A 24,319-nucleotide genomic window follows, 5' to 3' on the forward strand; every position below is an offset into this window, starting at 1 on the left:
TCACCGACTACAGCGGCGAAATCGTCTGGTCGGCGCAGTACGACGCCTACGGCAAAGTCGCGGCGATCACCCTGGCGGGCGAGGACTACCTGGACCAGCCGCTGCGGTTTCAGGGGCAGTATTTCGACGCGGAGAGCGGGCTGCATTACAACCGGCACCGGTATTATGACCCGAGGCTGGGACGGTATCTGACGCCGGATCCGGTGAAGCTGGCTGGAGGACTAAACCAATACCAGTACACGCCGAATCCGACGGGGTGGGTGGATCCGTTGGGGTTGAGCGCGAACTGTCCGCCGCCGAATAAGCCTGGGTGTGAGGCGCCGGGTGGGATTGGTGGCGCTAAGGTTGATGAGGGTGAGCCAGCGCTGCCGAAGATGACGGCCCAGGAGCGTAGAGCGAGGATTGATGAACTAGCGGAGGAAAATGCGAAACGACGGGTAACTGAATATGAAGATCTTTATGACATGCACACTGTGAAAAAGCACAGTTCCGAAATTCCTGATCGAGCCCTTAAGCAGCGTGGCATTAATGGTGCTGACCCTCACACCGGTATTGTCCCAGTACGTGCCAGAGGAAATCTTAGCTCTCAGTTTCATAACTGGCGGATGCATCTGGGCGCGTTGAACAAAGCGATGACAAAGGATAAAGATGGTTTAATTATGCACACAGGGAAAGATCAAAAAGGTAATCCAATAGTTAGGTTGGAGCTACCTGGGGCGGGGCGCGGGTATAGGCCAAATAGAATGGATCAGCAAAATCCGAGCCTCAATGAGGATATGAATTGGTTCGAAGTGAAATTCGATCAGGAAAATATACAGAAGCCGTTTACGGGGTTTCCTGCTGAGGGTAAGTAATGTTGAAAGATCCGTTTTTGAATGAGCCTTTTGAGCCGCGGTTAATGTGGTTTATTGGTATGTTCGATGTTTATGATCGGGAAGAAACACGAGGGGTAGAACTCGAATTTTACAATCCCGATGACCCTGGTGATCGGGAGGCTTTGATCCGAAAGTATTGTCTGAATCTGCCGTACCTCTCTCATAGGCACAAACTGGTCTTACTTGAAAATCTGGAAGTAAAACTCGCGGATCCAACATATGACTTTCAGCATTTGTTCGAGATCGATCCGTGCGAAGCCGCAAGTTGGCCTCGTGGAGAATGGGATTCCCTTGAAAATCCTCGAGGTTTTTTCGAGGATATTCATAAGTTGGCGAGAGAGGTTTGGGAGCTGGATCTTGCAAAAGCCGCTAGTGAAGATCGGTCTACATGGTAGCTTCGATTATTTGAAAACATCAACGATGGCCAGAAACGAGGGCTTCGGTAAACGGTAGAGCATCCATACTGTCGATCACATGCACGCTATACCCCGGAACATTCTTCGCATGATGCTTCGCCTGCGAAGCCATTTCCGCCAGTTGGCTTGCATCCAGTTCTGCACAGGCCTGCGGGTGCAGGTGGACGACGCCGATGGACAGTGACAGGAGCGGAAACTCCTGCCGCACACCTTGCCGATTCGGTGCGATGAAGCAGCCAGCTTCAAGATGCTCAGGCCGGTAGAAGCGCCGGCATTGGCTCTGGAAGTCGTCGAGCAGCTGGTTGAGGCGTTTGCGCCAGTCTTCCGGGCCGAGGACGAGGAGGAAGTCGTCGCCGCCGATGTGGCCGACGAAGTCGCGGGACGGGTCGACGCGTTCGTTCAGGCATTGCGCCAGGCACAGTAGGACTTCGTCGCCACGGCCGTAGCCGTAGATGTCGTTGAAGGGTTTGAAGCTGTCGATGTCGACGTAGCAGATGATCGATTCGCGGCCCTGTTGCAGCAGGCGGGTCAGGCATTGTTGGATCGGTACGTTGCCGGGCAGCAGGGTCAACGGGTTGGCGTAGCGGGCCTGCTGGATTTTCAGTTCGGTAATCAGTTTGAGCACGTCGATCACCCGGCCCAGGCCAAGATAGCCGCCGTTGAGGGTGATGATGAAGTCTGCTTCGATGCGTTGGCGCGCGCGGCTGGTGATCAGGCGGCTGACCTGTTGCAGCGACTGACTCATCTCTACGGCGAGGAAGTCGTCGTTCATCAGGCGGCTGATCGGTTTGCGCGCGAACAGATCGGTAGCAAAGGGTTTGAGCAGCGCGTCGGACAGCGAATGGCGGTGGACGATGCCGCACGGTTGGCCTAGTTCGTCGAGCACCGCCAGCGAGTTGAGATTGGCCTGACGGCGGAAGGCTTCCAGTACCGTGGCGGTCGGTGTGTCGCGATGCACCGCCGGTTGATCGTTGAGCAGGGCGCTGAGGTCGCTGCCTTCGTCGTTCAGCGCCACGGCGCTGCTGTCGTGTTTGGGCATCAAGGCCCGGGCATCGCGCGGCGGATGTTCCTGCGGGCGACCGAGCAAGTAACCCTGCACCAGGTCCACGCCCATCTCGGTCAACACCGCCAGCTCTTCCGGCAGCTCGATACCCTCGGCGATCACCTGTGCCCGCGAAGCCTTGGCAATTTGCAGGATCGAGCCGACGAACTCGCGTTTCAATGCATCCTGATGAATGCCGTCGATGAAATGGCGATCGATTTTCACGTAATCCGGGCGCAGTTCGGACCACAGGCGCAGGCTCGAATAGCCGGCCCCCAGGTCATCCAGCGCAATCGAAAACCCCATGGCGCGGTAGTGATGCAGGGCGGTTTGCAGCAACTGGAAATCGTCGATCGGCGTCTGTTCGGTGAGTTCGATCACCACCTGGCTCGGTGGAATGCCGAAGTCCTGTAGCAATTGCAGGGTACGCCCCGGCTGATGCGCCGCCTCGAGCAGGGATTCCGGAGAGACGTTGAGGAACAGCTTGCCCGGCAGTTGCTGCTCGTTGAAACGGCGGCAGGCGGATTGGCGGCAGGCAATCTCCAGTTCGCTCAGACGGCCGGCCTGTCGCGCTACGGCGAACAGGGCGATGGGCGAGTGCAGGGGGCTGTTGGACGGGCCACGGGTGAGGGCTTCGTAGCCGAGGATACGGCGCTCGGAAAGACAGATGATCGGCTGGAACAGGCTGTGCAAACCGCTTTGAGTCAGGATCGAGCTCAAGGCACTCAGCTGTTCGGTCGTGGTCATGGCAATCTCTGGCGAAAAAAAAGGACTGGGAGCGCTCTCGATGAAGAGAGTCGCTCCCAGTCCTTTATTTCACGACAGAATGATGACTGTTTGATGACGCTCCGGGGAGCGTCAGCACTAAATTGCCATCATCTTACTTCTTGGCGACCTGATTGCTCAGCTTCAGGTAATCGAGCAGTACGCGCCCAGTTTCGGCCAGGTAGGCGTCGTCTTCTGGCTTGACCTTGTCCGGCTCGGCTGCAGCCATTGCGTCTTCGTCTTCTTTCTTCAGCTCTTTGAGCGGCTCTTCGCCTTTGGCTTTGCGACGGATGTTTTCCATCGTCAGTTGCTTGGCGTCGATGTCAGCGTGCTGGGCACGGCGGTCGGCTTCGTTGAGGCTGACGGTTTTTTCTTCCATCAGCTTCTGCGCCAAGGCCAGCTTGTCGCGGATGAACACGAACTCGGCGTCTTTGGCGCTGCGTGCGTCATGCTCGGACTTGAGCTGTGCCAGGTACGGTTTGAACGGATCGACCGCAGGCTTGATCGCTGCCTTGATGGTGTCCCATGGCATGGCTTCCGGCAGGGCGCTTTCGCCGATTTCCTTGGTGTCGATGATCGACGGATAATCGATGTCCGGCAGTACGCCCTGATGCTGGGTGCTCTGACCGGAAACCCGGTAGAACTTGGCCAGGGTCAGTTTCAGTTCGCCATGGTTCAGCGGCTGAATGGTCTGCACGGTGCCTTTGCCGAAGGTCTGGCCACCGATGATCAGCGCACGATGGTAGTCCTGCATGGCGCCGGCGAAAATCTCCGAAGCCGAGGCGGACAGGCGGTTGACCAGCAGAGCCATCGGGCCTTTGTAGAACGCACCCGGGTTTTCATCTTCCAGGACATCGACGCGGCCATCGGCGTTACGCACGAGGACGGTCGGGCCCTTGTCGATGAACAGGCTGGTCAGCTCGGTGGCTTCCTGCAGGGAGCCGCCGCCGTTGTTGCGCAGGTCGATGACCACGCCGTCGACTTTCTCTTTCTGCAGTTCGGTCAGCAGTTTCTTGACGTCACGGGTGGTGCTCTTGTAATCCGGATCACCGGCACGGAACGCCTTGAAGTCGAGGTAGAAGGCCGGGATCTCGATGATGCCGAGCTTGTAGTCCTTGCCGTCCTGTTTCAGGTTCAGCACGGATTTTTTCACCGCCTGGTCTTCAAGCTTCACCGCTTCACGGGTGATCGGCACGATCTTGCTGGTCTGGTCATTCGGCGCATTGCTGGCCGGAATCACTTCCAGGCGCACCACGGTGCCTTTCGGGCCGCGGATCAGCTTGACCACTTCGTCCAGGCGCCAGCCCACCACGTCGACCATCTCTTTGTTGCCTTGGGCAACGCCGATGATCTTGTCGGCCGGTGCGACCTGCTTGGTCTTGTCGGCAGGACCTGCCGGCACCAGACGCACGACCTTCACTTGATCGTTGTCGCTCTGCAACACGGCGCCGATGCCCTCAAGGGACAGGCTCATGTTGATGTCGAAGTTTTCCGCGTTATCCGGCGACAGATAGTTGGTGTGCGGGTCGTAGGACATGGCGAAGGTGTTGATGTACGCCTGGAAGATGTCTTCCGCGCGGGTCTGGTCCAGGCGCGCCAACTGGTTCTTGTAGCGCTTGGTCAGGGTTTCCTGGATCTGCTTGGAATCCTTGCCGGCGATCTTCTGCCGCAGCACTTCGTCCTTGACGCGTTTGCGCCACAGGTCGTCGAGTTCTGCGGTGGATTTGAGCCAAGGGGCATCCTTGCGATCGATCAGCAAGGTCTCCTTGGTGGTGAAGTCCATCTTGTCGACGCCCTTGTTCAGCTCCGCAATGGCGAAGTCCAGACGCGCCTTGACGCGGTCCAGATAGCGCTTGTAGATGGTGAACCCGGCGTTGAGGTCGCCGCTCTTGAGGAAGTCGTCGAACTGGGTCTTCCACTTGTCGAATTCGGCGATGTCGCTGGCCATGAAATAGCTGCGCGACGGGTCCAGCAGCTTGATGTAGCTGTCGTAGATGATCACCGAGCGCGCATCGTCGAGCGGCGGCTTGCTGTAGTGGTGACGCTTGAGCAACTCGACGACATTGAGACTGGCGATTACTTCGTCGCGATCAGGCTGCAAGTTGTCCCAGCTGTTGGCTGCGAATGTTTTGCCCGACATCGGCAACAAACCGATACCGATGAAAAGAGCGAGGGCGGTGCTGGGGAGCAAATGCTTCATGCTGATTCGACGCGGGGACAATTGATAACGCATATTAGGCCGTCTTTGAAGTCGCCGGTTCTACGAGAGCCGGTCGCATAATGCAAAAAGCCCGGCGCTACAGCTTCGGGCTCAGTCCAGACTCACTATGGAGGCACTGTGAAGGCATTGCAAGGCGTTGAAGGTCAAGTGGCATGGGTTGAAGAGCCGAGTCCGGCGTGTGATGTAGGACAAGTGCGCATTCGCGTGGCGGCAGCCGGACTCAATCGCGCCGATTTATTACAGAAAGCCGGGCTTTATCCGCCACCGCCCGGCGCCAGTCAGGTGCTCGGTCTGGAGTGCTCGGGGGTGATCAGCGAAGTCGGCGCCGGATCTTCCTGGCAGGTGGGTGACCGGGTTTGCGCCCTGCTGGCCGGGGGCGGGATGGCTGAAGAGGTGGTCGTCGACGGACGGCACGTGCTGCCGGTGCCCGAGGGCGTCTCGCTGATCGAGGCCGCGGCATTACCCGAGGTTTATGCAACGGTCTGGCTGAATGTGTTTCAACTGGCGGCGCTGAAACCGGGTGAAAAAGTTCTGCTGCACGCCGGAGCCAGTGGAATTGGTTCAGCGGCCATTCAGCTGTGCAAGGCGTTCGGCAACCCGTGCTGGGTCAGCGTCGGTTCATCCGAGCGCTTGGCTTACTGTGAAGCGCTCGGCGCGCAGGGCGGGGTGGTACGCAGCGATGATCTGGAGAGCCTGCGCGACTTCGGTCCGTTTGACGTGATCCTCGATCCGGTCGGTGGCAACTATGCAGCGCTGAACCTCAAGTTGACGGCGCTCGACGGGCGTTGGGTGTTGATCGGTTTGATGGGCGGGCGCGAGGCCAAACTCGATCTGGCGCAGGTGCTGGCCAAGCGTGTGCAGTTACTCGGTTCGACGTTGCGCAGTCGTGACGATCAGTTCAAGGCTGACCTGTTCAGTGACCTGAGCCAGCATGTGTGGCCGCTGTTTGCCGAAGGACGCTTGAGCCCGCAACTGGCGAAAGCCTTCCCGGTGAAGGATGCCGAGGCGGCTTTTGCCGAGCTGGCGAGCAACAAGGTGGCGGGCAAACTGGTCTTGGTGATTGACGACAGCCTGAGCTGACACCCCAAAACTTGTGGCGAGGGAGCTTGTCGGATCGCGGCACCGTCCCGCTAGGGCGCGAAGCGGCCCCAAATCATTCAACGCGGTGAGTCAGAGCAAACCGGTTGACTGGTTCTGCGACTGCTTCGCAGCCGAGCGGGACGGTGCGGCGATCCGACAAGCTCCCGCGCCACAGTCAAGCGTCCACATTTGGGACGTCGGTCATTTCCAGAGGTGGATTGGCCAGCCGGCTTTTTCGGCGTGCTCCAGTAGCACCGGATCCGGGTTGACCACATGCGGGAAATCCACCTTCAACAGCAATGGCAGATCATTGCGTGAGTCGGAGTAGAAGCTCGCGCCCTCAAGGTTCTCTTCCTCGGCATCCAGCCATTCCAGCAAACGGGTGATCTTGCCTTCGCGGTAGGTCAGCGTGCCGACGGTATTGCCGCTGTAAACGCCGTGCGCGACTTCCAGTTCGATCCCGAGAACTTCGTCGATGCCGAGGCGATCGGCGATCGGCTTGACCAGGTGCGTGCCCGAGGCCGAGATCACCAGAATCCGGTCGCCGGCCTTGCGGTGGGCGGCGATGGTTTTGGTTGCGTCGCTGAAGATGATCGGTTCGATGAAGTCTTCGACCCACGGGCCGACCAGGTGCTCGACTTCTTCCGGTGGGCGGCCGATCAGCGGTTCGAGGCTGAATGCCATGTAGTCTTCCATGCGCAATTTGCCGTGGCTGTAAGCATCCATCAGCTCGTTGTTCTTGCGCATGAACGATTCAGGATCGACCCAGCCCAGGCGCCCCATCTGTTCGCTCCAGAGGGTGGCGCAGTCGCCGTGAATCAGGGTTTCGTCCAGATCAAAAATTGCCAGGGCCATCAGTGCAGTTCTCTCTTCAACGTCAGCAAAGTCATCAGGCTACCTCACACAGGGCCGTCGGATCGATGGAAAGTGCCAGGCGCTGCCCGTCGGGGTGCAGATCCGCCGCCGAGCGGTTGAGCACGTCCACCACCAGTTCCACGCCGCGCGCCTCGACCCGGTAGCGGATCACGTTGCCGAGCAGGCTGTGGCTGCGGATCTGCGCATCGAGTTCGCCATTGAGGCTCAGTTCGATGGCTTCCGGACGAATCGCGATGCGGTGGTTGATCGGCCGTTGCAGCAGCTTCGAGGCACTGTCGGCGTCGAGCAGGTTGTAGTTGCCGATGAAGCCGGCGGCGAACAGATCCACCGGTGCGGTGTACAAGGTTTCGGCGTCGCCGCTCTGGACGATTTTCCCCTGGTTCATCAGGAAAATCCGGTCAGACATGGTCAGCGCTTCTTCCTGATCGTGGGTGACGAAGATCGTGGTCAGGCCGAGTTCGCGCTGGATCTGGCGGATCTGTTCGCGCAGGTGTTTGCGAATCCGCGCGTCCAGTGCCGACAGCGGTTCGTCCAGCAGCAACAGGCGTGGGCGAGTGACCAGCGAGCGGGCGAGGGCCACGCGCTGGCACTGACCGCCGGAGAGCTGGTGCGGATAGCGGCTGGCGAAGTCGTTCAGCTCGACCAGTTTCAGCACCTCGGCGACACGCTTGTGGCTGTCGTCGGCATTGACCTTCTGCATGCGCAGGCCGAAGGCGACGTTCTGTTCGACGGTCATGTTGGGGAACAGCGCATAGCTCTGGAACACCATGCCGATCCCGCGTTTTTGCGGACTCAGCGGCACGATGTCGACGCTATCAAGCAGGATCTTGCCGCCGTCCACCGGCGTCAGGCCGGCAATGCAGCGCAGCAGCGTGGACTTGCCGCAACCGGACGGGCCGAGCAGGGTGACGAATTCGCCCTTGTTGATTTCGCAGTTGATGTCGCTGAACACCGTGGTGCCCGCGTAGTTTTTCTTCAGGTTCTGGACGCTGACATAGCTCATTCGCTTTTGTCCTTGTTCAAGATGTTGGCGATCCAGGTCAGGACCAGCACGAAAAAGAAGTACGAGATCACCAGCGCACTGGTGAAGTGCCCGCTGCTGTTGCGCATGTTGTTCAGATACACCTGCAGGGTTTCGTAGCGGGTGCCGACGAGGATGTTGGCGAACACGAATTCACCGAACAGGAACGAGAACGACAGCAGCAACGCGACCATCAGGCCTTTGCGCAGATTCGGCAGCACCACCAGGAAGGCGGCCTGAAAGGTGCTGGCGCCAAGCAGTTGCGCGGAGTCCATCAGGTCGCGCAGGTTGATCGCCTGCAGGTTGTTGGTGATTGCCCGGTACATGAACGGCAGCGCCACGGTGAAGTAGCAACCGATCAGGATCCACGGTGTGCCGACCATCGCCAGCGGGCCGGAACCGTAGAGCTGCAACAGCCCCACCGAGGACACCACCGGCGGCACCGCGAAGGGCAGCAGGATCAGGATGTTCATCAGCGCATCGAGTTTCGGGAAGTGGTAATGCACCACGAACAGCAGCGGCAGAATCAGCACCACCGACAGCACCAGCGCGCCGACGCACACCAGCAGCGATTGGCCGAAGGCGTGCAGGAAGCGCGGATCGCTCCACAGCTGCACGTACCACTTGAAGGTGAAGCCACTGGGCAGAATGGTTGCCGACCAACTGCTGGCGATCGAGTAGATCAGCGTGCCCACCAACGGCAGCAGCAGGATCGCGAACAGCAGATAAACCACGACGCGGTGGTAGACGCCGGCCGGGCCGGATTCAGCGCGAGACATGGTAGCTCCTCTTCAACAGCAGTTGATGCACGACGGTGACGATGGTCATCAACGCCACCAGCACCACGGCCAGGGCGCTGGCCAGGTTCGGGTCCAGCGAAATGTCGCCGGAGACCATCGCCGCGATGCGGATCGGCAGCACGTTGAAGTTGCCGGTGGTCAGCGCATACACCGTGGCGTAGGCGCCGAGGGCGTTGGCCAGCAGGATTACAAACGTGCCGAGCAGCGCCGGGGTCAGCACCGGCAGGCCGATGTGGCGCCAGAACTGCCAGCCGTTGGCGCCGAGCAGTGCAGCGGATTCACGCCAGTCTTCACGCAGGGCGTCGAAGGCCGGGTAGAGCAGCAGCACGCCGAGGGGAATCTGGAAGTAGGTGTAGAGGATGATCAGGCCGGTTTTCGAGTACAGGTTGAAGTCCTGAATGATCCCCGCCTGCTTGAGCATGATGGTGATGCTGCCGTTGAAACCGAGCAGGATGATGAACGCGAACGCCAGGGGTACTCCGGCGAAGTTGCTGGTCATGTTGGCGAAGGCATTCACGAAATTGCGCAGTTTCGAGTCGACCCGACGCAGGGAATACGCACCGAGCACGGCGATGATGATGCCGAACACGCTCGACCAGAAGCTGATTTCCAGGCTGTACTGGATCGCCTGCAAATAGAACTTCGAACTGAAGATCTTGCTGAAGTTGGCGAAGCCCCAGCCGAACTCTTCCGACTGCAGGCTGTTGATCATCACCCAGACCAGCGGGGCGATTTCGAACACGATAAAGAACAGGGCGAAGGGCACCAGGCACAAGGCTGCCAGCCATTTGCCGCGAGTCATGGCATTCACTTGAGCAGCTCCCGGCATACAGGTTTGTCGTGGGGCACGCCGAGCAGTTCGCAGACGGTGCCGCAGATGTCAGTCTGTTTCGGCGCCGCGTCGGCATTGAAGCTGAAGGCGTCACCAAGGACGAACAGCGGCACCTGGCGTTCTTCCGGCAGCAGGCCGTTGTGCGAGCGGTCGTTGTTCATGCCGTGGTCGGCGGTCACCAGCACCTGATAACCGGCGTCGAGCCAGGTTTGCAGGTAGTCGGCGAGAATGATGTCCGCCGAGCGCGCGCTGTTGCGATATTGCGAGGAATCGAGGCCGTGCTTGTGCCCGGCGTCGTCGATGTTCATCGGGTGGACCAGCAGGAAGTTCGGCGCATGGCGCAGGCGCAGGTTTTCCGCGTCGGCGAACAGGTGCGAATCCGGATAGTGGTCATTCCAGTAGAAGTGGCCGTGCTGGATCGGCAGCGACAGATTCTCGGTGTGCCGGTCGCGGGCGGCAACGAACGGCGAACGGTTATACAGCTCGCTGACCCAGTGGTAGGCCGCTGCGGCGGTTTTCAGGCCGGCGTCGCGGGCGTAGTGATAGATGCTGCGCTGATTGGACAGGCGCGCAACGTTGTTGTGGACGATGCCGCTGTCGATTGGCGGCACGCCGGTGAGGATGCATTCATAAAGCGGTCGGGACAGGGCCGGCAACTCGCACTCCAACTGATAGAGCGCGGCGCGTCCTGCGCCAACGTAAGCCTGCAGATGCCCCATGGCGTGACGCGCGACCTCAAAGTTGAGGCCGTCGAGCACGACAAGGATGACGTTGTGCTTCATAGGGGCAAAAACTCCGCGAAAACAGGAAATTTCACATTCAACCTGGATCCCTGTAGGAGTGAGCCTGCTCGCGATAGCGGTGGATGAGTCAACACTGTTGTTGAACGTTCGACCGCTATCGCGAGCAGGCTCACTCCTGCATGGGGATTTGTTTCAGATCACACAGTGGTGATCAGCCGCGTTACTTCATCTCGACGATGACTTCTTCGTTCCACTTCTGCGGCAGGGCCTTGGAGGTTTTTTCCCACGCGTCGGCGTCCTTGATCGGCGTGACCTTTTTGTACTGCTCGTTTGGCAGCAGTTTGGCTTTCACGTCTTCCGGCAGTTGCAGGTGTTCGGCACGAATCGGGCGGGCGTTGCCGCGCGCCAGGTTGGTCTGGCCGGCGTCGCTGAAGATGTATTCGCGGGTCAGCTTGGCGGCGTTCGGGTTTTTTGCGTACTTGTTGATGATGGTGGTGTAGCCGGAAATCACCGAGCCGTCGGACGGGATCAGCACCTCGTAGTCATCCGGGTTGGCCATCTTGGCCTTGTAGCTCAGGCCGTTGAAGTCCCAGACCACGCCGACTTCGATCTCGCCTTTTTCCATGGTGGCGATGGTCGGGTTGGCCATCGACAGGCGACCCTGCTTGGCGATGTCTGCAAACAGCAGCAGGGCCGGCTGGATGTTCTTCTCGTCGCCACCGTTGGCCAGGGCCGCGGCCAGTACGCCGTTGGCGGCTTGCGCGGCGGTGCTCACGTCACCGATGGAGACCTTGTATTTGCCGCCTTTGAGGTCAGCCCATTTGGTTGGCACTTCGGAGCCGTGCAGCAGCTTCTTGTTGACGATGAAGGCGATGGTGCCGGTGTAGGCCAGTGCCCAGTTGCCGTCCTTGTCCTTGGCCCAGTCCGGAACCTGATCCCAGGTGCTTGGCTTGTACGGTTGAACCACGCCCTGCTTGACCGCGATCGGGCCGAAGGCGGCACCCACGTCGCCGATGTCGGCGGTGGCATTGTCTTTTTCGGCGGCGAACTTGGCGATTTCCTGGGCCGAGCTCATGTCGGTGTCGATGTGTTTCAGGCCGTAGGTCTTGGCCAGGTCTTCCCAGGTGCCTTTCCAGTTGGCCCAGTCATCGGGCATGCCGACGCTGTTGACGGCGCCTTCCGCTTTCGCAGCGGCTTCGAGGGTTTTCAGATCGGTGCCGGCCGCCATGGCGGCGGTGCACATTGCAATGGTCGAGCCTAACAGTGTTGCCAGGAAAAGCTGTTTCATTCCGAAGCTCCTTGGTCGTGTTCAACGCTGCGATTGCGGTTTGTGTTGGTCTAGGTCAGCAATACCTGAGCCAATTTAAGGGGACTGGATGACACTTTGATGTCGGCGCTCGGCCGGCAGGGCTTTTATTGGCCCGGTTCTGTTGGTTGCCCGGTAAGCGTAGACCAAGGTCAAAGCCCCGGCTGGCAAGGGACTTGGCCGATGTATTGCAAGTCATGAAGGCGACCGTCGGGCGGGTTTGTCATCTCTCGGTCATCTGCACTGCCTAGGCTTGCCCTACATGGAAACGGCTGGCAGGCCGTCCGGTTTTTGCCCTGAAACAGTGCTGGTCTAGTCCAGATAGGTAACGTTGATGCGTGATGAGGCAACAAAAGCGGTGACAGCCATCGGCCAGGTGCTGCAGGAGCAGCTCGATCACGGCCTGTTGGCGCCGGGCAGCAAACTGCCGGCCGAGCGCAAGCTCAGTGAGTTGTTCGGTACCACACGCATCACGGTGCGCGAGGCGCTGTTGCAGTTGGAAGCGCAGGGGCAGATTTACCGCGAGGAACGGCGCGGCTGGTTCGTCTCGCCGCCGCGTCTGGCGTACAACCTGATGCAGCGCAGCCACTTTCACGCGATGGTCAGTGCGCAGGGGCGGGTGCCATCGACCGAGGTGATTTCGGCGCGCCTGCAGCCCGCTTCGGCGGCGGTGTGTGCGTGGTTGCAGTTGCCGGCGTTGTCGAGCGTGATTCAGATTTGCCGGTCGCGGCGGATTGATGGGCGGCTGGTGCTGTATGTGGAGCACTATCTGAATCCGCAGTATTTTCCGGGGATTCTGGGGTTTGATTTGAATCAGTCGATTACTGAGTTGTATGCGCGGCATTACGATTTGCACTATGGGCGGGTGCGGTTCGAGATTGTGCCGACGTCGTTGTCGGTGGATGCGGCGGCGGCGTTGCGCGTGTCTGTCGGGAGTCCGGGGTTAAGGATTGCTCGGGTCAATTATGATCAGCATGAGCGGTTGATTGATTGTGATCTGGAGTTTTGGCGGCATGATGCGATTCACGTTGGGGTTGATGTGGTTTGAGTGTTTGGCCTTGGCGGCCTCTGGGCCGACCAGGCTGTTGGGCTCTGGGTGAATATCCGGTTCTTTGGGTGCTGCGGCTGGCGGTTTCGCTCTTACAGCGACTCACTTTTCCAGACGCCGAAAAGTAAGCAAAAGGCTTGGCCCCGGCGTTCGGCCCTCGCCGTGGCTCGGGTTCCTTCGTTCCGGGATTCATCCGGGGGGCATCGCCTACGGTTTGCTTCGCTGCACCTCCTCTCGATGTGTTTGGCTTCGCCAAACGGTCGCTGCGCTCCCACCCCCGGATAAACCCCTCCACTCAGCCTGCCGAAGGGGCCTTTCAGATCAAGAGCTGCAGCCGAGCTAACGCTCATCCTGTTGAGTGGTGAAGAGCCTGCGGTCGGCTTTTGCTTTTCTGTAGGCGTGAGCCTGCTCGCGATGGCGGCCTGACAGCCGACCATCTCCAGCTGAATGCATTCAATCCAACTGTGGGAGCGAGCCTGCTCGCGAAGGCGCCCCCACTGTTACGTCATCTCTACTTGGCCGCCCCGGCATTAGCATACAAATAGTCCGTCGCGAAGAGCCTGCGGTCGGCTTTTGCTTTTCTGTAGGAGTGAGCCTGCTCGCGATGGCGGCCTGACAGCCGACCAATCTCTAACAGGCTGCACACGGTCAAATGTGGGAGCGAGCCTGCTCGCGAAGGCGCCCCCACTGTCACGTCATCTCTACTTGGCCGCCCCGGCATTGGCATACAAATAGTCCGTCGCGAAGAGCCTGCGGTCGGCTTTTGCTTTTCTGTAGGAGCGAGCCTGCTCGCGATGGCGGCCTGACAGCCGACCTGTTTCTAACAGGCTGCACACTGTCAAATGTGGGAGCGAGCCTGCTCGCGAAGGCGCCCCCACTGTTACGTCATCTCTACTTGCCCGCCCCGGCATTGGCATACAAATAGTCCGTCGCCAATGACGCCATCGTCCTCACGCCTACCACCAGCGCCGACTCATCGACAAAGAACCCCGGATTATGATTCGGCGCAGCCTTGCTCATGTCCTGGTCCCTTGGCGTCACCCCGAGAAACACAAATAACCCCGGCACTTCCTTGGCAAAGAACGAGAAGTCTTCCGCACCACCTACCAGCGGTGCATTCACCACATCGTCCTTGGCCGCCCACTTCAACGTCGGCAGCATTTTTTCCGTCAGTGCCGGGTTGTTGATCGTGGGGTCGTATTTTTCGATGATGGTCACATCGGCTTTCGCGCCGCCGCTTTCGGCGATTTTTTCGATGGTCTGGCGCACGTCGGCGTGGAGTTTCTGGCGGATGCCGTAGTCGTAGGAGCGGATGGTGCCGCTCATGTCCACGGACTCGGGAATGATGTTGTAGCGGGTGCCGCCGTTGATGGTGCCGATGCTGACCACCGACGGATACGACGAGATGTCGGTGCGCCGGCTGACCACGGTTTGCAGGCCGACGATGGTTTGTGCGCCGACGGTGATCGGGTCGATGCCGTCCCAGGGGCGGCCGGCGTGGGTTTGTTTGCCGAGGATTTTGATGCGCAGGTCGTCGGAGCTGGCCAGGGTGGCGCCTGGGCGGTAGGCGATCTGGCCGGCGGGGACGCCGGCCCAGACGTGCAGGCCGAAGACGGCGTCGGGTTTGGGGGATTTCATCACGCCTTCCTCGACCATCATTTTCGCGCCCCAGGTGTTTTTGCCGTCGGGGATGAAGTCGCTCGGGCCTTCTTCGGCGGGCTGGAAATAGAACACCACGGTGCCGGGCAGGGTGTCGCGCAGGCCTGTGAGGATTTTCGCCGTGCTGAGCAGGATCGCGGTGTGGGCGTCGTGGCCGCAGGCGTGCATCACGTCGACTTCTTTATCCAGATAAGTGCCTTTGGCTTTTGAGGCGAACGGCAGGTCGGCCACTTCCTTGACCGGCAATGCGTCCATGTCGGCGCGCAGGGCCACGGTCGGACCGGGCAGGGCGCCTTTGAGGATGGCCACCACGCCGGTGCGGGCGACGTTGGTTTTGACTTCCAGGCCCAGCGCCTTGAGCTGTTTGGCGACGAGTTCCGCGGTGCGTTTTTCGCTGTTGCCCAGTTCCGGGTGGGCGTGGATGTCGCGGCGGGTTTCCAGCAGTTGCGGTTCAAGGGCCTGGGCCTGCGCGGCGATTTGTTCGCGGGTGCTGTCCAGGGTGGCAGCACCGGCGTGGCCGGCGACAAGGCTGAGCAGAAGGGCTTGGGCAATGCGGGTCAGCTGCATCGGGTTTCTCCATGGTTATTGTTTTTCTGGCTTCCCTGCCTGTGACCCGCACGTCCCGTCCAAGTGCTATTCCTTGGGCTGACCACCGCCGGCGGTGATCACTTGCACGCTCATGCGCGGCGTTGCCAGGTCGAGGCCGGCCTCGTCGAGGTGACGTTTGAGCGACAGGTTGAACGCTCGGGAAACTTCCCATTGTTTGATCGGCGCAGTCTTGAAGCGGGCGCGCAGGATCGCGCTGCCGGACTCGAAACTTTCCACCCCCTGAATCTCCAGCGGCGACCAGATGTTGCGCCGTTGCAGGGGATCGGTGCGCATTTTCTGGCCGACTTCGCGCATCAGTTTGATCGCGTCGTCGATTTCCATGTTGTACGGCACTGCTACGCGGAAAATCGCGTAGCCGAATTCCCGCGAGTAGTTTTTGATGCTTTTGATTTCGCTGAACGGGATGGTGTGGACGATGCCGTCGATGTCGCGCAGGCGTACGGTGCGGATGGTCAGGCCTTCGACGGTGCCGAGGTGGCCGCCGACGTCGACGTAGTCGTCAATCGCCAGCGAGTCTTCGATGATGATGAACAGACCGGTGATCAGGTCCGCCACCAGCGACTGCGCACCGAAACCGATGGCCAGACCGATCACACCGGCACCGGCCAGCAGTGGCGTGACGTTCATGCCCATGTTCGCCAGGGCGACGATCAGCGCAATGATGAAGATCGCCACGAACAGCACGTTGCGGATCAGCGGCATCATCGTCTGCGCACGGGCATTCGCCAGGCCTTTGCGCGAGCGGGTGAGGGCGTGGTGCACGGCGGTGTCGGCGAGGATCCAGATCAGCCAGGAGAAAATCAGTGTGCCGATCAGGCTGAACAGTTTGACGCTGACGTCATGCCCTTCGCCCTCGGCGAAACCGATCAGCGACTTGCCCCACACGCGCAGGCCGAGTTCGATGAAGGTCAGCCACACCAGCAAGTGGGCGAGGGTGTAGAAAAAGCTTTTCAGGCGTTCCGAATACAGCGCATGGCGCTTCGGCCCGCGCTGCGGTTTGAGCGAGTGACGGCGCACGAGGCCGTTGATCACCATGCACATCACCAGCAGCACCGTGCAGATCAGCGACTGTCGCAAGGCAGTGCTGGTGTCGCCGGCGGAGACGAAGGTGGCGAACAGCGAGATGCCGACCAGCACCAGCGCCGGCACGTACCAGAAGGTGCCGAGGATATCGATGGTGTCGCTGAGGGCGCGACGGGTCAGACGGCGTGACAACGGCTGGTTGCGGATCAGGTGCGCGATCGGCCGGCGGAAACGCAGGATGAACAGACCGGTGAACAGCGCCGCGAGCACGTTGGTGATCGTCGCGGTGGTGTGCGCCAGGTGCACGCCGAGGCTTTCCACCAGGCGCGGGTCGTTCAGCGCTTCACCAAACGCGGCGAAGCTGCCGATCAGCCACAGTGGGCGAAAGGCCTGATGGCGCAGGATGTACAGCGCCCGGTGCCGGTGCGGGCCGTCGAGCAGCGAGAACGCGATCACGCAGATCGCCGAGAAACAGGTGCCGACCACCAGCGCATAGGCCAGCACCATCGCCAGGCTCTTGCCCAATGACGACGGCAGCGCATAGCTCATGTAGACGGTGATCACCAGGGCAATCAGCCACGGCCCGAGCTTGCGCAGGGCGAAGCGCAGCATGTCGAGGGCCTTGGGGTGCTGCGGCAGTTCTTCGGTCAGGCCGAAGCGCATGCGCACCCGGTGACCGAGCCAGATCAGCGCGGCGGCGAGCAGGCTCCAGACCATCAGGATCACGGCGAAGCCGAAGATGATCGGCAGCCATTCGCTGGCCGGCAACATCAGGTTATCGAGTTCGTCCTTGGCCAGATCGAATTCGTCAGACCAGCGGGTGAGCGGGCTATCGTCACCGGAGAACTGTTTCTCGAAACTCGCCAGCGTGCCGCCGATCAGGCCGAGAACGCCTTCTTCCGGTGAGGCCTGAGCCTTTTTCGTGGCGTCGCGCAGCTTTTTCAGATCGGTCAGCAACTGCGCGCGTTGCTTGTCGTTTTCCAGCGACTTGATGACTTCATCCAGCGACTGGCCCAGTGGCTCTTGCGCCTCGGGCTGTGTCTTGGTGGTGTTGAGCAGGCCCGGCAAACCGACCGCGTGGGCAGGGGCCAGCGGCAGCAGCGTCATCAGGCAGACAAGGAACAGGCAGGGCAGAGCAAACAGACGAGCGAACACTAGGCGGTCAACCTCGCAAAGGGGCGAATTGAGCGAGTGTACGAGGCAGCCAGAATCAATGCGAGCCGGGCGCCGATTTATTCGTTGAGTTTGGCGAGGATCTTGTAGACCACGGTCGCCAGGATCATCAGCATGCCGACCCACATGGCAAAGACCCCGACGTTCTTGTCGCGGAAGTTGAAGCCGATAGCCAGCAGGATCATTCCGCACAGGATGGGAATGAGCATGGCGTGGAAGGAAGACATCGAAATCATGGTGACTGCCTTGTCGAAATGAATGATGTAAGTCTAGGTCGGTTTCTGACGCGGGTGGTGATGTGAGTCAGCAATGAGCGGGTCTTTGCTCGATCTTGTGGCGAGGGAGCTTGCTCCCGCTCGGCGGCGTAGCCGTCGTATATTCTGAGCACACGATCATGCTGACTCAACGCGTGCTCAGGTTTTGGGGCCGCTTCGCAACCCGGCGGGAGCAAGCTCCCTCGCCACAAATACTGCTTACGGCAACTCGCGGCTGGCGTAGAACGCGCTCAGCACTTTCACCAGATGCGCCAGGTCGTGACTGCCGCACAATTCGCGAATCGAGTGCATGGCGAAGGTCGGCAGGCCGATGTCGACGGTGCGCACACCCAGGTGGCTGGCGGTGATCGGGCCGATGGTCGAGCCGCAACCCATGTCGCTGCGCACCACGAAGCTCTGCACCGGCACTTCTTCGGCCATGCACAGGTGGCGGAAGAACCCGGCGGTTTCACTGTTGGTGGCGTAACGCTGGTTGCTGTTGACCTTGATCACCGGGCCGGCGTTGAGTTTCGGGCCGTGGTTGGCGTCGTGCTTCTCGGCGTAGTTGGGGTGTACGCCGTGGGCGTTGTCGGCCGAGACCAGCAGCGATTTCTGAATGGTACGGACGAACTCGTCACCTTCAGGCAGCAGGCGGCGCAGGGTCTGCTCGAGCATCGGACCGTCGGCACCGCAGGCTGAGCAGGAACCGACTTCTTCGTGGTCGTTGCACACCAGTACGCAGGTTTCTTCGGTGTCGGCGTTGAGCAGGGCCTGCAGGCCGGCGTAGCAGGACAACAGGTTGTCCAGGCGTGCCCCGGCAATGAAGTCACCGTGCAGGCCGATGATCGCCGCGCTTTGCGTGTCGTAGAAACTCAGTTCGTAATCCAGCACCACGTCGGCGTTCAGGCCATGTTCGCGGGCCAGTTGATCGGTGAGTACGGCGCGGAAATCGACGCGTTCGTCACCGGCGAATTGCGCGAGGATCGGCGGCAGCTCGGTCTGCGCGTTGATCGCCCAGCCCTGGTTGGCTTCACGGTTGAGGTGAATCGCCAGGTTGGGAATGATCGCGATCGGGGTCTTGAAGTCGATCAACTGGCTTTCGACCTTGCCATCGCGGCGGAAGGTCACGCGGCCGGCCAGCGACAGGTCGCGGTCGAACCACGGCGCCAGCAGCGCGCCACCGTAGACTTCAACACCCAGTTGCCAGAAGCCCTGGCGTTGCAGTTCCGGTTGCGGCTTGACCCGCAGGCACGGGCTGTCGGTGTGGGCGCCGACCAGACGGATACCGTCGTGCAGCGGCGAGTTGCGGCCCATTTTGATCGCGACAATCGAGGAGTCGTTGCGGGTGACGTAATAGCGGCCGTTGGCCTCGGTGTTCCATGGCTCGCGCTCGTCGAGGCGCACATAACCGGCGGCCTCCAGACGCTGAACGAGGCTGGCGGTGGCGTGGAACGGGGTAGGGGAGGCCTTGAGGAAGTCGATCAGGCCTTGGTTCAACTCTTCGCGCATAAGAAGCTCCAGACAGCAATGGGCGGGAGTTTAACGCATCGGCCGGGGAATTGAATCTGAACCGGATTTCTGCAGGAGCAGCGTGCCGCAGCTCCTGCAGAGAAAAGTGCTGTTCAGCGGGCCGCGGTCACGCGCTTTTTCAGATAGCTCATGATCAGTTTTTCGTCTTCCGGCTTGTCCGGGCGCGGCAACTGTTGCGGCCATGGACTCTGGCTCAGCAGTTTTTTCTGACGGCTTTCGTCCCAGCGGAGTATTTCCCGCGAGGCACATTCCCACCATTCGTGTCGGCACGCGCTGTAGTACGGATCCTCGGGCGCAGCGCTGCCGTACAGCAGATCGCGCCCGACCTTGCGCAGGGCACCTTTTTGATGGCGCAGCTTCCATTTGATTTTCAGGCGGCGCCAGGCGGACGGGAACGGTTTGACCCGCGGCACGTCGGTGCACAGGTCCACCAGACGCTGGCTGAACTGCTCGCCGTGCTGGGAGAAGAAATAGCTCTGCATCGCGTGGAAGAAACGTTTTTCCGCGAAGTAGTGGTAGACGTGTTTGCGCCCCTCCACCACCTGACGCTCGCGCATGGCGTACGACAGGGCGATCTGCTCGATGGTGTGGATTTCAAAGCCGCCGAGGGTCCATTCATCGATCAGACGGATCGACGCTTCGAACAGCGCCGAATCACCCTCGGTCACGCCACACAGGCCGCTGTTGTAGAGCTTGAAGCCATTTTCCGGGGTCACCCCGTGGCTGCGCAGGTCGCGACCGAGTTTTTGATAGTCGGCGCGCCGGTGCACGTCTTTCCAGTCGTACTCGAAGCGATCCATCACCGAGCGGTTCGGCTCGATGAATTTGAACAACTGGCTCGGGTGGCGGATGAACAGGGTGTCGGTGTCGACGAACAAGGTCTTTTCCGCCCACTGCATGCCCGCCGCGATGGCACAGGCCTTGCGGCGGTGGTGATAACCATGAGTGCCTTGCCAGCGGGTCAGGGTCGCGGCGTCCAGCAGCACCGTGTCGACCGGCCAGCCGGCATAGTCGTCGGGACGATCGGTGAGGATGCGGATCGCCGGACGCTCGCCATTTTTGGCTTGGGACAGCGCGGTCAGGATGCTGAACTTGGCTTCGCGCCGGTACACATCCTGATTGCCGTAAATCAGGTAAAGCAGCTGGTGACGAACCTTCTTGGGAGGTGTCGCCAGGGTGTCGATACAACTCATCCGAAACTGAATCCTTGTCTTAACTGCAGCGTTGCCGCTCAGGCAACACTTAAAACGGCGCCGGGCATTCGAAGCGCAGACGCTCGCCGGTTTGCGGGTGGGTGAAGCTCAGCATGCTCGCGTGCAGGCACAGGCGCGGCCAGGCGGCCAGGGCCTGCTCGTGGGCGTAGAGCCCGTCGCCCAGCAGCGGATGGCCGATGGACAACATGTGCACGCGCAACTGGTGCGAACGACCGGTGATCGGTGTCAGTTCGACGCGGCACCAATCGCCGCAACGTTCCAGGACGCGCCAGAAGGTCAGTGCATGTTTGCCGAATTCGTGGTCAACCACGTGTCGCGGTTTGGTCGGCGGATCGTAGCGCAGGGGCAGATCGATGCTGCCGCTGTCCAGTTCCGGCTGACCCCATGCCAGGGCAGTGTAGGCTTTCTCTGTTTCACGATCGTGAAACTGCCGCGACAGTTCACGGTGGGTATCAGCGTCGCGAGCCAGCAGAATGATGCCGGAGGTTTCCCAGTCCAGGCGATGGACGATGCGTGCTTCCGGGTAGCCGTTTTCCTGCAGGCGGGTAATCAGGCAGTCCTTGTTGTCGTCGGCGCGACCGGGCACCGATAGCAGCAACGTCGGTTTGTCGACCACCAGTACGGCGGCGTCCTGATGAATGATGCGGATGTTGGACAACGGCATTAAAACAGCCTCTTAACAAATGCCAACGGCGGTTCAGGACCATTCCCGTATAGGGATGGCCCTGAACCGCCGTCGTTCCTGCCGGATCGACTCAGCGATCTGGCAGGGTGATGTTGAGTTCCAGAATCGAGCAACTGCCCTGGCTTTCCAGTGCAACATGTACGTCGTCGTTGCCGATGTTGACGTACTTGCGGATCACGTCGACCAGTTCCTTCTGCAAGGCTGGCAGGTAATCCGGCGTGCTGCGCTGGCCGCGCTCATGCGCCACGATGATCTGTAGACGCTCTTTCGCTACCGAGGCGGTACTTGGCTTTTTGTTGGCACGAAAGAAGTCAAAAAGGTTCATTACCTACCTCCAAACAGGCGCTCGAAGAATCCCTTCTTCGTAACATCGAGGAAACGATGTTCTTTTTCTTTGCCCAGCAGACGATCAACGGCATCGCTGTAGGCCTGACCGGCGTCGCTCTGGTCGTCGAGAATTACCGGGACACCCGAGTTGGAAGCTTTCAGGACTGCCTGCGACTCAGGGATGACGCCCAGCAGGGCCACCGCCAGGATTTCCTTCACGTCTTCGACGCCGAGCATCTCGCCATCGCTGACGCGCTGCGGGTTGTAACGGGTCAGCAGGAGGTGTTCCTTGATCGGATCTTCGCCTTTTTCGGCGCGACGCGATTTGCTGGCCAACAGGCCCAGCATGCGGTCGGAGTCACGTACCGAAGACACTTCCGGGTTGGTCACGATGATCGCTTCATCAGCGAAATACATCGCCAGGTGCGCACCTTTCTCGATGCCCGCCGGGGAGTCGCAGACCACGAAGTCGAAGTCTTCCTTGAGCGCCATCAGGACTTTTTCCACGCCTTCCTGGGTCAGCGCGTCTTTGTCGCGGGTCTGGCTGGCGGCCAGTACGTAGAGGTTTTCCAGGCGCTTGTCTTTGATCAGTGCCTGTTGCAGGTTGGCTTCGCCGTTGACCACGTTGACGAAGTCATACACCACGCGACGCTCGCAACCCATGATCAGGTCGAGGTTACGCAGGCCCACGTCGAAGTCGACGATCACTGTTTTGTGGCCGCGCAGAGCGAGGCCGGTACCGATAGCGGCGCTGGTGGTGGTCTTACCCACACCACCCTTGCCGGATGTAACCACGAGAATCTTGGCCAAGGTGTTTCACCCCTAAGGAAGAAGGACTGTTCAGCCCCTGAAAAACATCTCTTGAAAACTACTGCAGTCGGACAGCCTTGGCTGGAATTCGGCGCAAGTCGCACTTGCCGGGGGCAAACACTCCTTGATCCTTTTTCCTACTTCGTTTGAGCCGTTTTCGCTACGTTTTAGAGATGCTTGGAAAATGCGGCAGTATCCGTTAAAGCCGAATGATGTTCAACACGTCGGCCGACAGGCTGACCTGTACGCCGGCGCCCCACAGCGGATCGCGACGCAAATCTTCGGAAACCTTGTAATGCCCGGCGATGGAGATGAGTTCAGCGCTCAATTGCTGACAGAAAATCCGGGCCTTGGTATCGCCTTTGACGCCGGCCAGTGCGCGACCGCGCATCGGGCCGTATACATGGATGTTGCCATCGGCGAGAAGTTCCGCCCCCGGACTGACCGAAGACACCACGACCAGATCGCCACCCTGGGCGTATATCTGTTGGCCACCACGTACTGGCGTAGTGATAACTCGGGTCGCTTTGACGGTCGGCTCCGGCGGCTTTTCCGGTTTCTTTTTGACTTCCGGTTCCGGGGCTTCCAGCGGCCGCTCACGGGCGCCGGACGGCGGCAGCACCGGGATGTCGATGGCGATGGCGGCGGCGATGTCTTCGATACGGCTGGCGCGGATGGCCAGGGTGCGCAGGCCATGCTGGCGGCACACGCGCATCAGCCCGGGCAGGTCGACTGCGCCTTCACCCGGCGGCAGTTTGTCCAGCGCCAGGACCAACGGTGCATTGCTGAAGAAGTTCGGCGCCTGGGCGACTTTGGCCGCCAGTTGCCGATCAAGGCTGTCGAGGTCGTTGCGGGACAACTCCAGCACCGTAATGGCCAGCATGCTGCCCTTCAACTGGAACACGGGATCTTGGTCTGGCGATTCGTTTTGGCTCATATCGGCATACAACGGCTTGTCACTAAAAGTGCCGAGACTTATAACGAGAACGCCCGCGAGCCGCAAGCCGGGTCGAACGATGTAGAATGCGCGGCCACTGTATTTACGGAAGCTTTAATGGATCGCCCGCGTTTTCGAAAAGCCTATCTTTCTCCCCGCTTTTGGCCGCTCTGGTGCGGTCTGGGGCTGTTGTGGCTGGTCGTGCAGTTGCCGTATCCGGTTTTACTGACGATCGGTCGTGTCCTTGGTGCCTTGATGTATCGCGTGGCCGGCGACCGGCGGCGCATTGCCAAGCGCAATCTTGAGCTGTGCTTCCCGGAAAAGTCCGCCGCCGAGCGCAAACGCCTGCTCAAGGAAAACTTCGCCTCCACCGGCATCGCGTTCTTTGAAATGGCGATGAGCTGGTGGTGGTCCCGCGAGCGCCTGGCGAAACTGGCGCACGTCGTAGGGCTGGAGCATTTGCAAAAGGCCCAGCGCGAAGGCAAGGGCGTGATCCTCATGGCGGCGCACTTCACCACGCTGGAAATCGGCGCCGCGCTGCTCGGCCAGCAACACACCATCGACGGCATGTACCGCGAGCACAAGAACGCGTTGTTCGACTTCGTCCAGCGTCGCGGCCGTGAGCGACACAACCTCGACTCGTTGGCGGTGGAACGCGACGACGTGCGCGGCATGCTCAAGTTGCTGCGCTCGGGCCGGGCGATCTGGTACGCACCGGATCAGGACTACGGCGCCAAGCAAAGCATCTTCGTGCCGCTGTTCGGCATTCAGGCGGCGACCGTGACCGCGACCACCAAATTCGCCCGTCTGGGCAAGGCGCTGGTGGTGCCGTTCACTCAGGAACGTCTGGCCGACGGCAGCGGTTACCGGTTGGTGATCCATCCGCCGCTGGAAGACTTCCCGGGCGAGACCGAGGAAGCCGACTGCATCCGTATCAATCAGTGGGTGGAAAGTGCGTTGCGCGCCTGCCCTGAGCAATACTTGTGGGCACACCGTCGCTTCAAGAGCCGTCCACCGGGCGAGCCGAAGTTGTACGCCAAGCGTCGCCGTTGATCGACCCATCCCTTTAGGCA

Annotated in this window: 22 protein-coding genes; 5 read left to right on the forward strand and 17 right to left on the reverse strand. The window is 60.4% G+C overall.

The window, feature by feature from the left end; translation table 11 throughout:
* Together J5M57_RS26210 and J5M57_RS26215 are read left to right on the forward strand one after the other, a co-directional pair.
* Positions 1–854, forward strand: an 854-nt coding sequence (locus tag J5M57_RS26210) for an RHS repeat-associated core domain-containing protein (protein ID WP_279381953.1), incomplete at its 5' end; no start/stop codon positions are given.
* The gene (locus J5M57_RS26215) at positions 854–1,270 is read left to right on the forward strand and encodes a hypothetical protein (RefSeq protein WP_207850082.1); all 417 of its coding nucleotides are present in this window, start codon (positions 854–856) and stop codon (positions 1,268–1,270) included. The genes J5M57_RS26210 and J5M57_RS26215, both read left to right, overlap by 1 nt.
* A 19-nt stretch (positions 1,271–1,289) precedes the next feature.
* Here the strand turns inward: J5M57_RS26215 and J5M57_RS26220 are convergent, their stop codons facing one another.
* Complete coding sequence (locus J5M57_RS26220; RefSeq protein ID WP_207850083.1) at positions 1,290–3,080, reverse strand: bifunctional diguanylate cyclase/phosphodiesterase; 1,791 nt, start codon at positions 3,078–3,080, stop codon at positions 1,290–1,292.
* A 133-nt stretch (positions 3,081–3,213) separates the two neighbouring features.
* Positions 3,214–5,298, reverse strand: coding sequence for a carboxy terminal-processing peptidase (locus J5M57_RS26225; RefSeq protein ID WP_169840902.1), 2,085 nt, complete (start codon positions 5,296–5,298; stop codon positions 3,214–3,216).
* A gap of 138 nt (positions 5,299–5,436) precedes the next feature.
* On the opposite strand from J5M57_RS26225, the gene J5M57_RS26230 reads away from it, so the two are divergent.
* On the forward strand, positions 5,437–6,399 hold the full coding sequence (locus J5M57_RS26230) for a zinc-binding dehydrogenase (protein WP_083366541.1): 963 nt from the start codon (positions 5,437–5,439) through the stop codon (positions 6,397–6,399).
* Between the two features lie 201 nt (positions 6,400–6,600).
* On the opposite strand, the gene J5M57_RS26235 is transcribed toward J5M57_RS26230, so the two are convergent.
* The 6 genes from J5M57_RS26235 to J5M57_RS26260 all read right to left on the reverse strand — a co-directional run bounded on the left by J5M57_RS26235 (position 6,601) and on the right by J5M57_RS26260 (position 11,959).
* Positions 6,601–7,254, reverse strand: a complete 654-nt coding sequence (locus J5M57_RS26235) for an HAD family hydrolase (RefSeq protein ID WP_207850084.1) — start codon at positions 7,252–7,254, stop codon at positions 6,601–6,603.
* 34 nt (positions 7,255–7,288) lie between these two features.
* Positions 7,289–8,278, reverse strand: a complete 990-nt coding sequence (locus J5M57_RS26240) for an ABC transporter ATP-binding protein (protein WP_064586688.1) — start codon at positions 8,276–8,278, stop codon at positions 7,289–7,291.
* Positions 8,275–9,075: an ABC transporter permease gene (locus J5M57_RS26245; protein ID WP_207850085.1), complete on the reverse strand. Its 801-nt coding sequence runs from the start codon at positions 9,073–9,075 to the stop codon at positions 8,275–8,277. Before J5M57_RS26245 ends, J5M57_RS26240 begins: the two co-directional genes overlap by 4 nt.
* The gene (locus J5M57_RS26250) at positions 9,062–9,898 is read right to left on the reverse strand and encodes an ABC transporter permease subunit (RefSeq protein WP_163005303.1); all 837 of its coding nucleotides are present in this window, start codon (positions 9,896–9,898) and stop codon (positions 9,062–9,064) included. Before J5M57_RS26250 ends, J5M57_RS26245 begins: the two co-directional genes overlap by 14 nt.
* Positions 9,899–9,903: 5 nt before the next feature.
* Positions 9,904–10,710, reverse strand: coding sequence for an alkaline phosphatase family protein (locus tag J5M57_RS26255; RefSeq protein WP_064586691.1), 807 nt, complete (start codon positions 10,708–10,710; stop codon positions 9,904–9,906).
* Between the two features lie 181 nt (positions 10,711–10,891).
* Positions 10,892–11,959, reverse strand: coding sequence for an ABC transporter substrate-binding protein (locus tag J5M57_RS26260; protein ID WP_207850086.1), 1,068 nt, complete (start codon positions 11,957–11,959; stop codon positions 10,892–10,894).
* A 352-nt stretch (positions 11,960–12,311) separates the two neighbouring features.
* Between J5M57_RS26260 and J5M57_RS26265 the strand changes: the two genes are divergently transcribed.
* Positions 12,312–13,025, forward strand: coding sequence for a UTRA domain-containing protein (locus J5M57_RS26265; protein WP_064586693.1), 714 nt, complete (start codon positions 12,312–12,314; stop codon positions 13,023–13,025).
* A gap of 891 nt (positions 13,026–13,916) precedes the next feature.
* Here J5M57_RS26265 and J5M57_RS26270 read toward each other — a convergent pair.
* From J5M57_RS26270 to minC, 9 genes are all read right to left on the reverse strand, one after another.
* Positions 13,917–15,251 carry an amidohydrolase gene (locus J5M57_RS26270; RefSeq protein ID WP_207850087.1) on the reverse strand — a complete coding sequence of 445 codons (1,335 nt, stop codon included), beginning with the start codon at positions 15,249–15,251 and terminating at the stop codon, positions 13,917–13,919.
* 66 nt (positions 15,252–15,317) lie between these two features.
* Complete coding sequence (locus tag J5M57_RS26275) at positions 15,318–17,471, reverse strand: mechanosensitive ion channel family protein (RefSeq protein WP_169840898.1); 2,154 nt, start codon at positions 17,469–17,471, stop codon at positions 15,318–15,320.
* Between the two features lie 77 nt (positions 17,472–17,548).
* Positions 17,549–17,725, reverse strand: a complete 177-nt coding sequence (locus J5M57_RS26280) for a hypothetical protein (protein ID WP_169840897.1) — start codon at positions 17,723–17,725, stop codon at positions 17,549–17,551.
* 237 nt (positions 17,726–17,962) lie between these two features.
* The gene (locus tag J5M57_RS26285) at positions 17,963–19,252 is read right to left on the reverse strand and encodes a M18 family aminopeptidase (protein ID WP_207850088.1); all 1,290 of its coding nucleotides are present in this window, start codon (positions 19,250–19,252) and stop codon (positions 17,963–17,965) included.
* A gap of 113 nt (positions 19,253–19,365) precedes the next feature.
* On the reverse strand, positions 19,366–20,466 hold the full coding sequence (locus tag J5M57_RS26290) for a hypothetical protein (protein WP_169840896.1): 1,101 nt from the start codon (positions 20,464–20,466) through the stop codon (positions 19,366–19,368).
* Positions 20,467–20,515: 49 nt separating this feature from the next.
* Entirely contained in the window at positions 20,516–21,151 is a 636-nt protein-coding gene (locus tag J5M57_RS26295) for an RluA family pseudouridine synthase (protein WP_007960625.1), read from the reverse strand.
* Positions 21,152–21,242: 91 nt separating this feature from the next.
* Positions 21,243–21,497: a cell division topological specificity factor MinE gene (gene minE, locus J5M57_RS26300; protein ID WP_003223146.1), complete on the reverse strand. Its 255-nt coding sequence runs from the start codon at positions 21,495–21,497 to the stop codon at positions 21,243–21,245.
* Positions 21,497–22,309: a septum site-determining protein MinD gene (minD, locus tag J5M57_RS26305; RefSeq protein ID WP_064586698.1), complete on the reverse strand. Its 813-nt coding sequence runs from the start codon at positions 22,307–22,309 to the stop codon at positions 21,497–21,499. The genes minE and minD overlap by 1 nt, the downstream gene beginning before the upstream one ends.
* Positions 22,310–22,508: 199 nt before the next feature.
* Positions 22,509–23,246: a septum site-determining protein MinC gene (gene minC, locus J5M57_RS26310; protein ID WP_169840895.1), complete on the reverse strand. Its 738-nt coding sequence runs from the start codon at positions 23,244–23,246 to the stop codon at positions 22,509–22,511.
* 117 nt (positions 23,247–23,363) lie between these two features.
* Between minC and J5M57_RS26315 the strand changes: the two genes are divergently transcribed.
* Complete coding sequence (locus J5M57_RS26315; protein WP_207850089.1) at positions 23,364–24,299, forward strand: lipid A biosynthesis lauroyl acyltransferase; 936 nt, start codon at positions 23,364–23,366, stop codon at positions 24,297–24,299.
* Positions 24,300–24,319: the final 20 nt, after the last annotated feature.

The sequence above is a fragment of the Pseudomonas sp. 86_A genome, from assembly GCF_017491705.1.
In the GTDB taxonomy this organism is placed as follows: Bacteria; Pseudomonadota; Gammaproteobacteria; order Pseudomonadales; family Pseudomonadaceae; genus Aquipseudomonas; species Aquipseudomonas koreensis.

Coding starts and splice junctions, on each gene's coding strand:
- J5M57_RS26215 (WP_207850082.1), top strand. CDS start 854: ATGTTGAAAGATCCGTTTTTGAATGAGCCTTTTGAGCCGCGGTTAATG.
- J5M57_RS26220 (WP_207850083.1), bottom strand. CDS start 3,080: ATGACCACGACCGAACAGCTGAGTGCCTTGAGCTCGATCCTGACTCAA.
- J5M57_RS26225 (WP_169840902.1), bottom strand. CDS start 5,298: ATGAAGCATTTGCTCCCCAGCACCGCCCTCGCTCTTTTCATCGGTATC.
- J5M57_RS26235 (WP_207850084.1), bottom strand. CDS start 7,254: ATGGCCCTGGCAATTTTTGATCTGGACGAAACCCTGATTCACGGCGAC.
- J5M57_RS26240 (WP_064586688.1), bottom strand. CDS start 8,278: ATGAGCTATGTCAGCGTCCAGAACCTGAAGAAAAACTACGCGGGCACC.
- J5M57_RS26245 (WP_207850085.1), bottom strand. CDS start 9,075: ATGTCTCGCGCTGAATCCGGCCCGGCCGGCGTCTACCACCGCGTCGTG.
- J5M57_RS26250 (WP_163005303.1), bottom strand. CDS start 9,898: ATGACTCGCGGCAAATGGCTGGCAGCCTTGTGCCTGGTGCCCTTCGCC.
- J5M57_RS26255 (WP_064586691.1), bottom strand. CDS start 10,710: ATGAAGCACAACGTCATCCTTGTCGTGCTCGACGGCCTCAACTTTGAG.
- J5M57_RS26260 (WP_207850086.1), bottom strand. CDS start 11,959: ATGAAACAGCTTTTCCTGGCAACACTGTTAGGCTCGACCATTGCAATG.
- J5M57_RS26265 (WP_064586693.1), top strand. CDS start 12,312: ATGCGTGATGAGGCAACAAAAGCGGTGACAGCCATCGGCCAGGTGCTG.
- J5M57_RS26270 (WP_207850087.1), bottom strand. CDS start 15,251: ATGCAGCTGACCCGCATTGCCCAAGCCCTTCTGCTCAGCCTTGTCGCC.
- J5M57_RS26280 (WP_169840897.1), bottom strand. CDS start 17,725: ATGATTTCGATGTCTTCCTTCCACGCCATGCTCATTCCCATCCTGTGC.
- J5M57_RS26285 (WP_207850088.1), bottom strand. CDS start 19,252: ATGCGCGAAGAGTTGAACCAAGGCCTGATCGACTTCCTCAAGGCCTCC.
- J5M57_RS26290 (WP_169840896.1), bottom strand. CDS start 20,466: ATGAGTTGTATCGACACCCTGGCGACACCTCCCAAGAAGGTTCGTCAC.
- J5M57_RS26295 (WP_007960625.1), bottom strand. CDS start 21,151: ATGCCGTTGTCCAACATCCGCATCATTCATCAGGACGCCGCCGTACTG.
- minE (WP_003223146.1), bottom strand. CDS start 21,497: ATGAACCTTTTTGACTTCTTTCGTGCCAACAAAAAGCCAAGTACCGCC.
- minC (WP_169840895.1), bottom strand. CDS start 23,246: ATGAGCCAAAACGAATCGCCAGACCAAGATCCCGTGTTCCAGTTGAAG.
- J5M57_RS26315 (WP_207850089.1), top strand. CDS start 23,364: ATGGATCGCCCGCGTTTTCGAAAAGCCTATCTTTCTCCCCGCTTTTGG.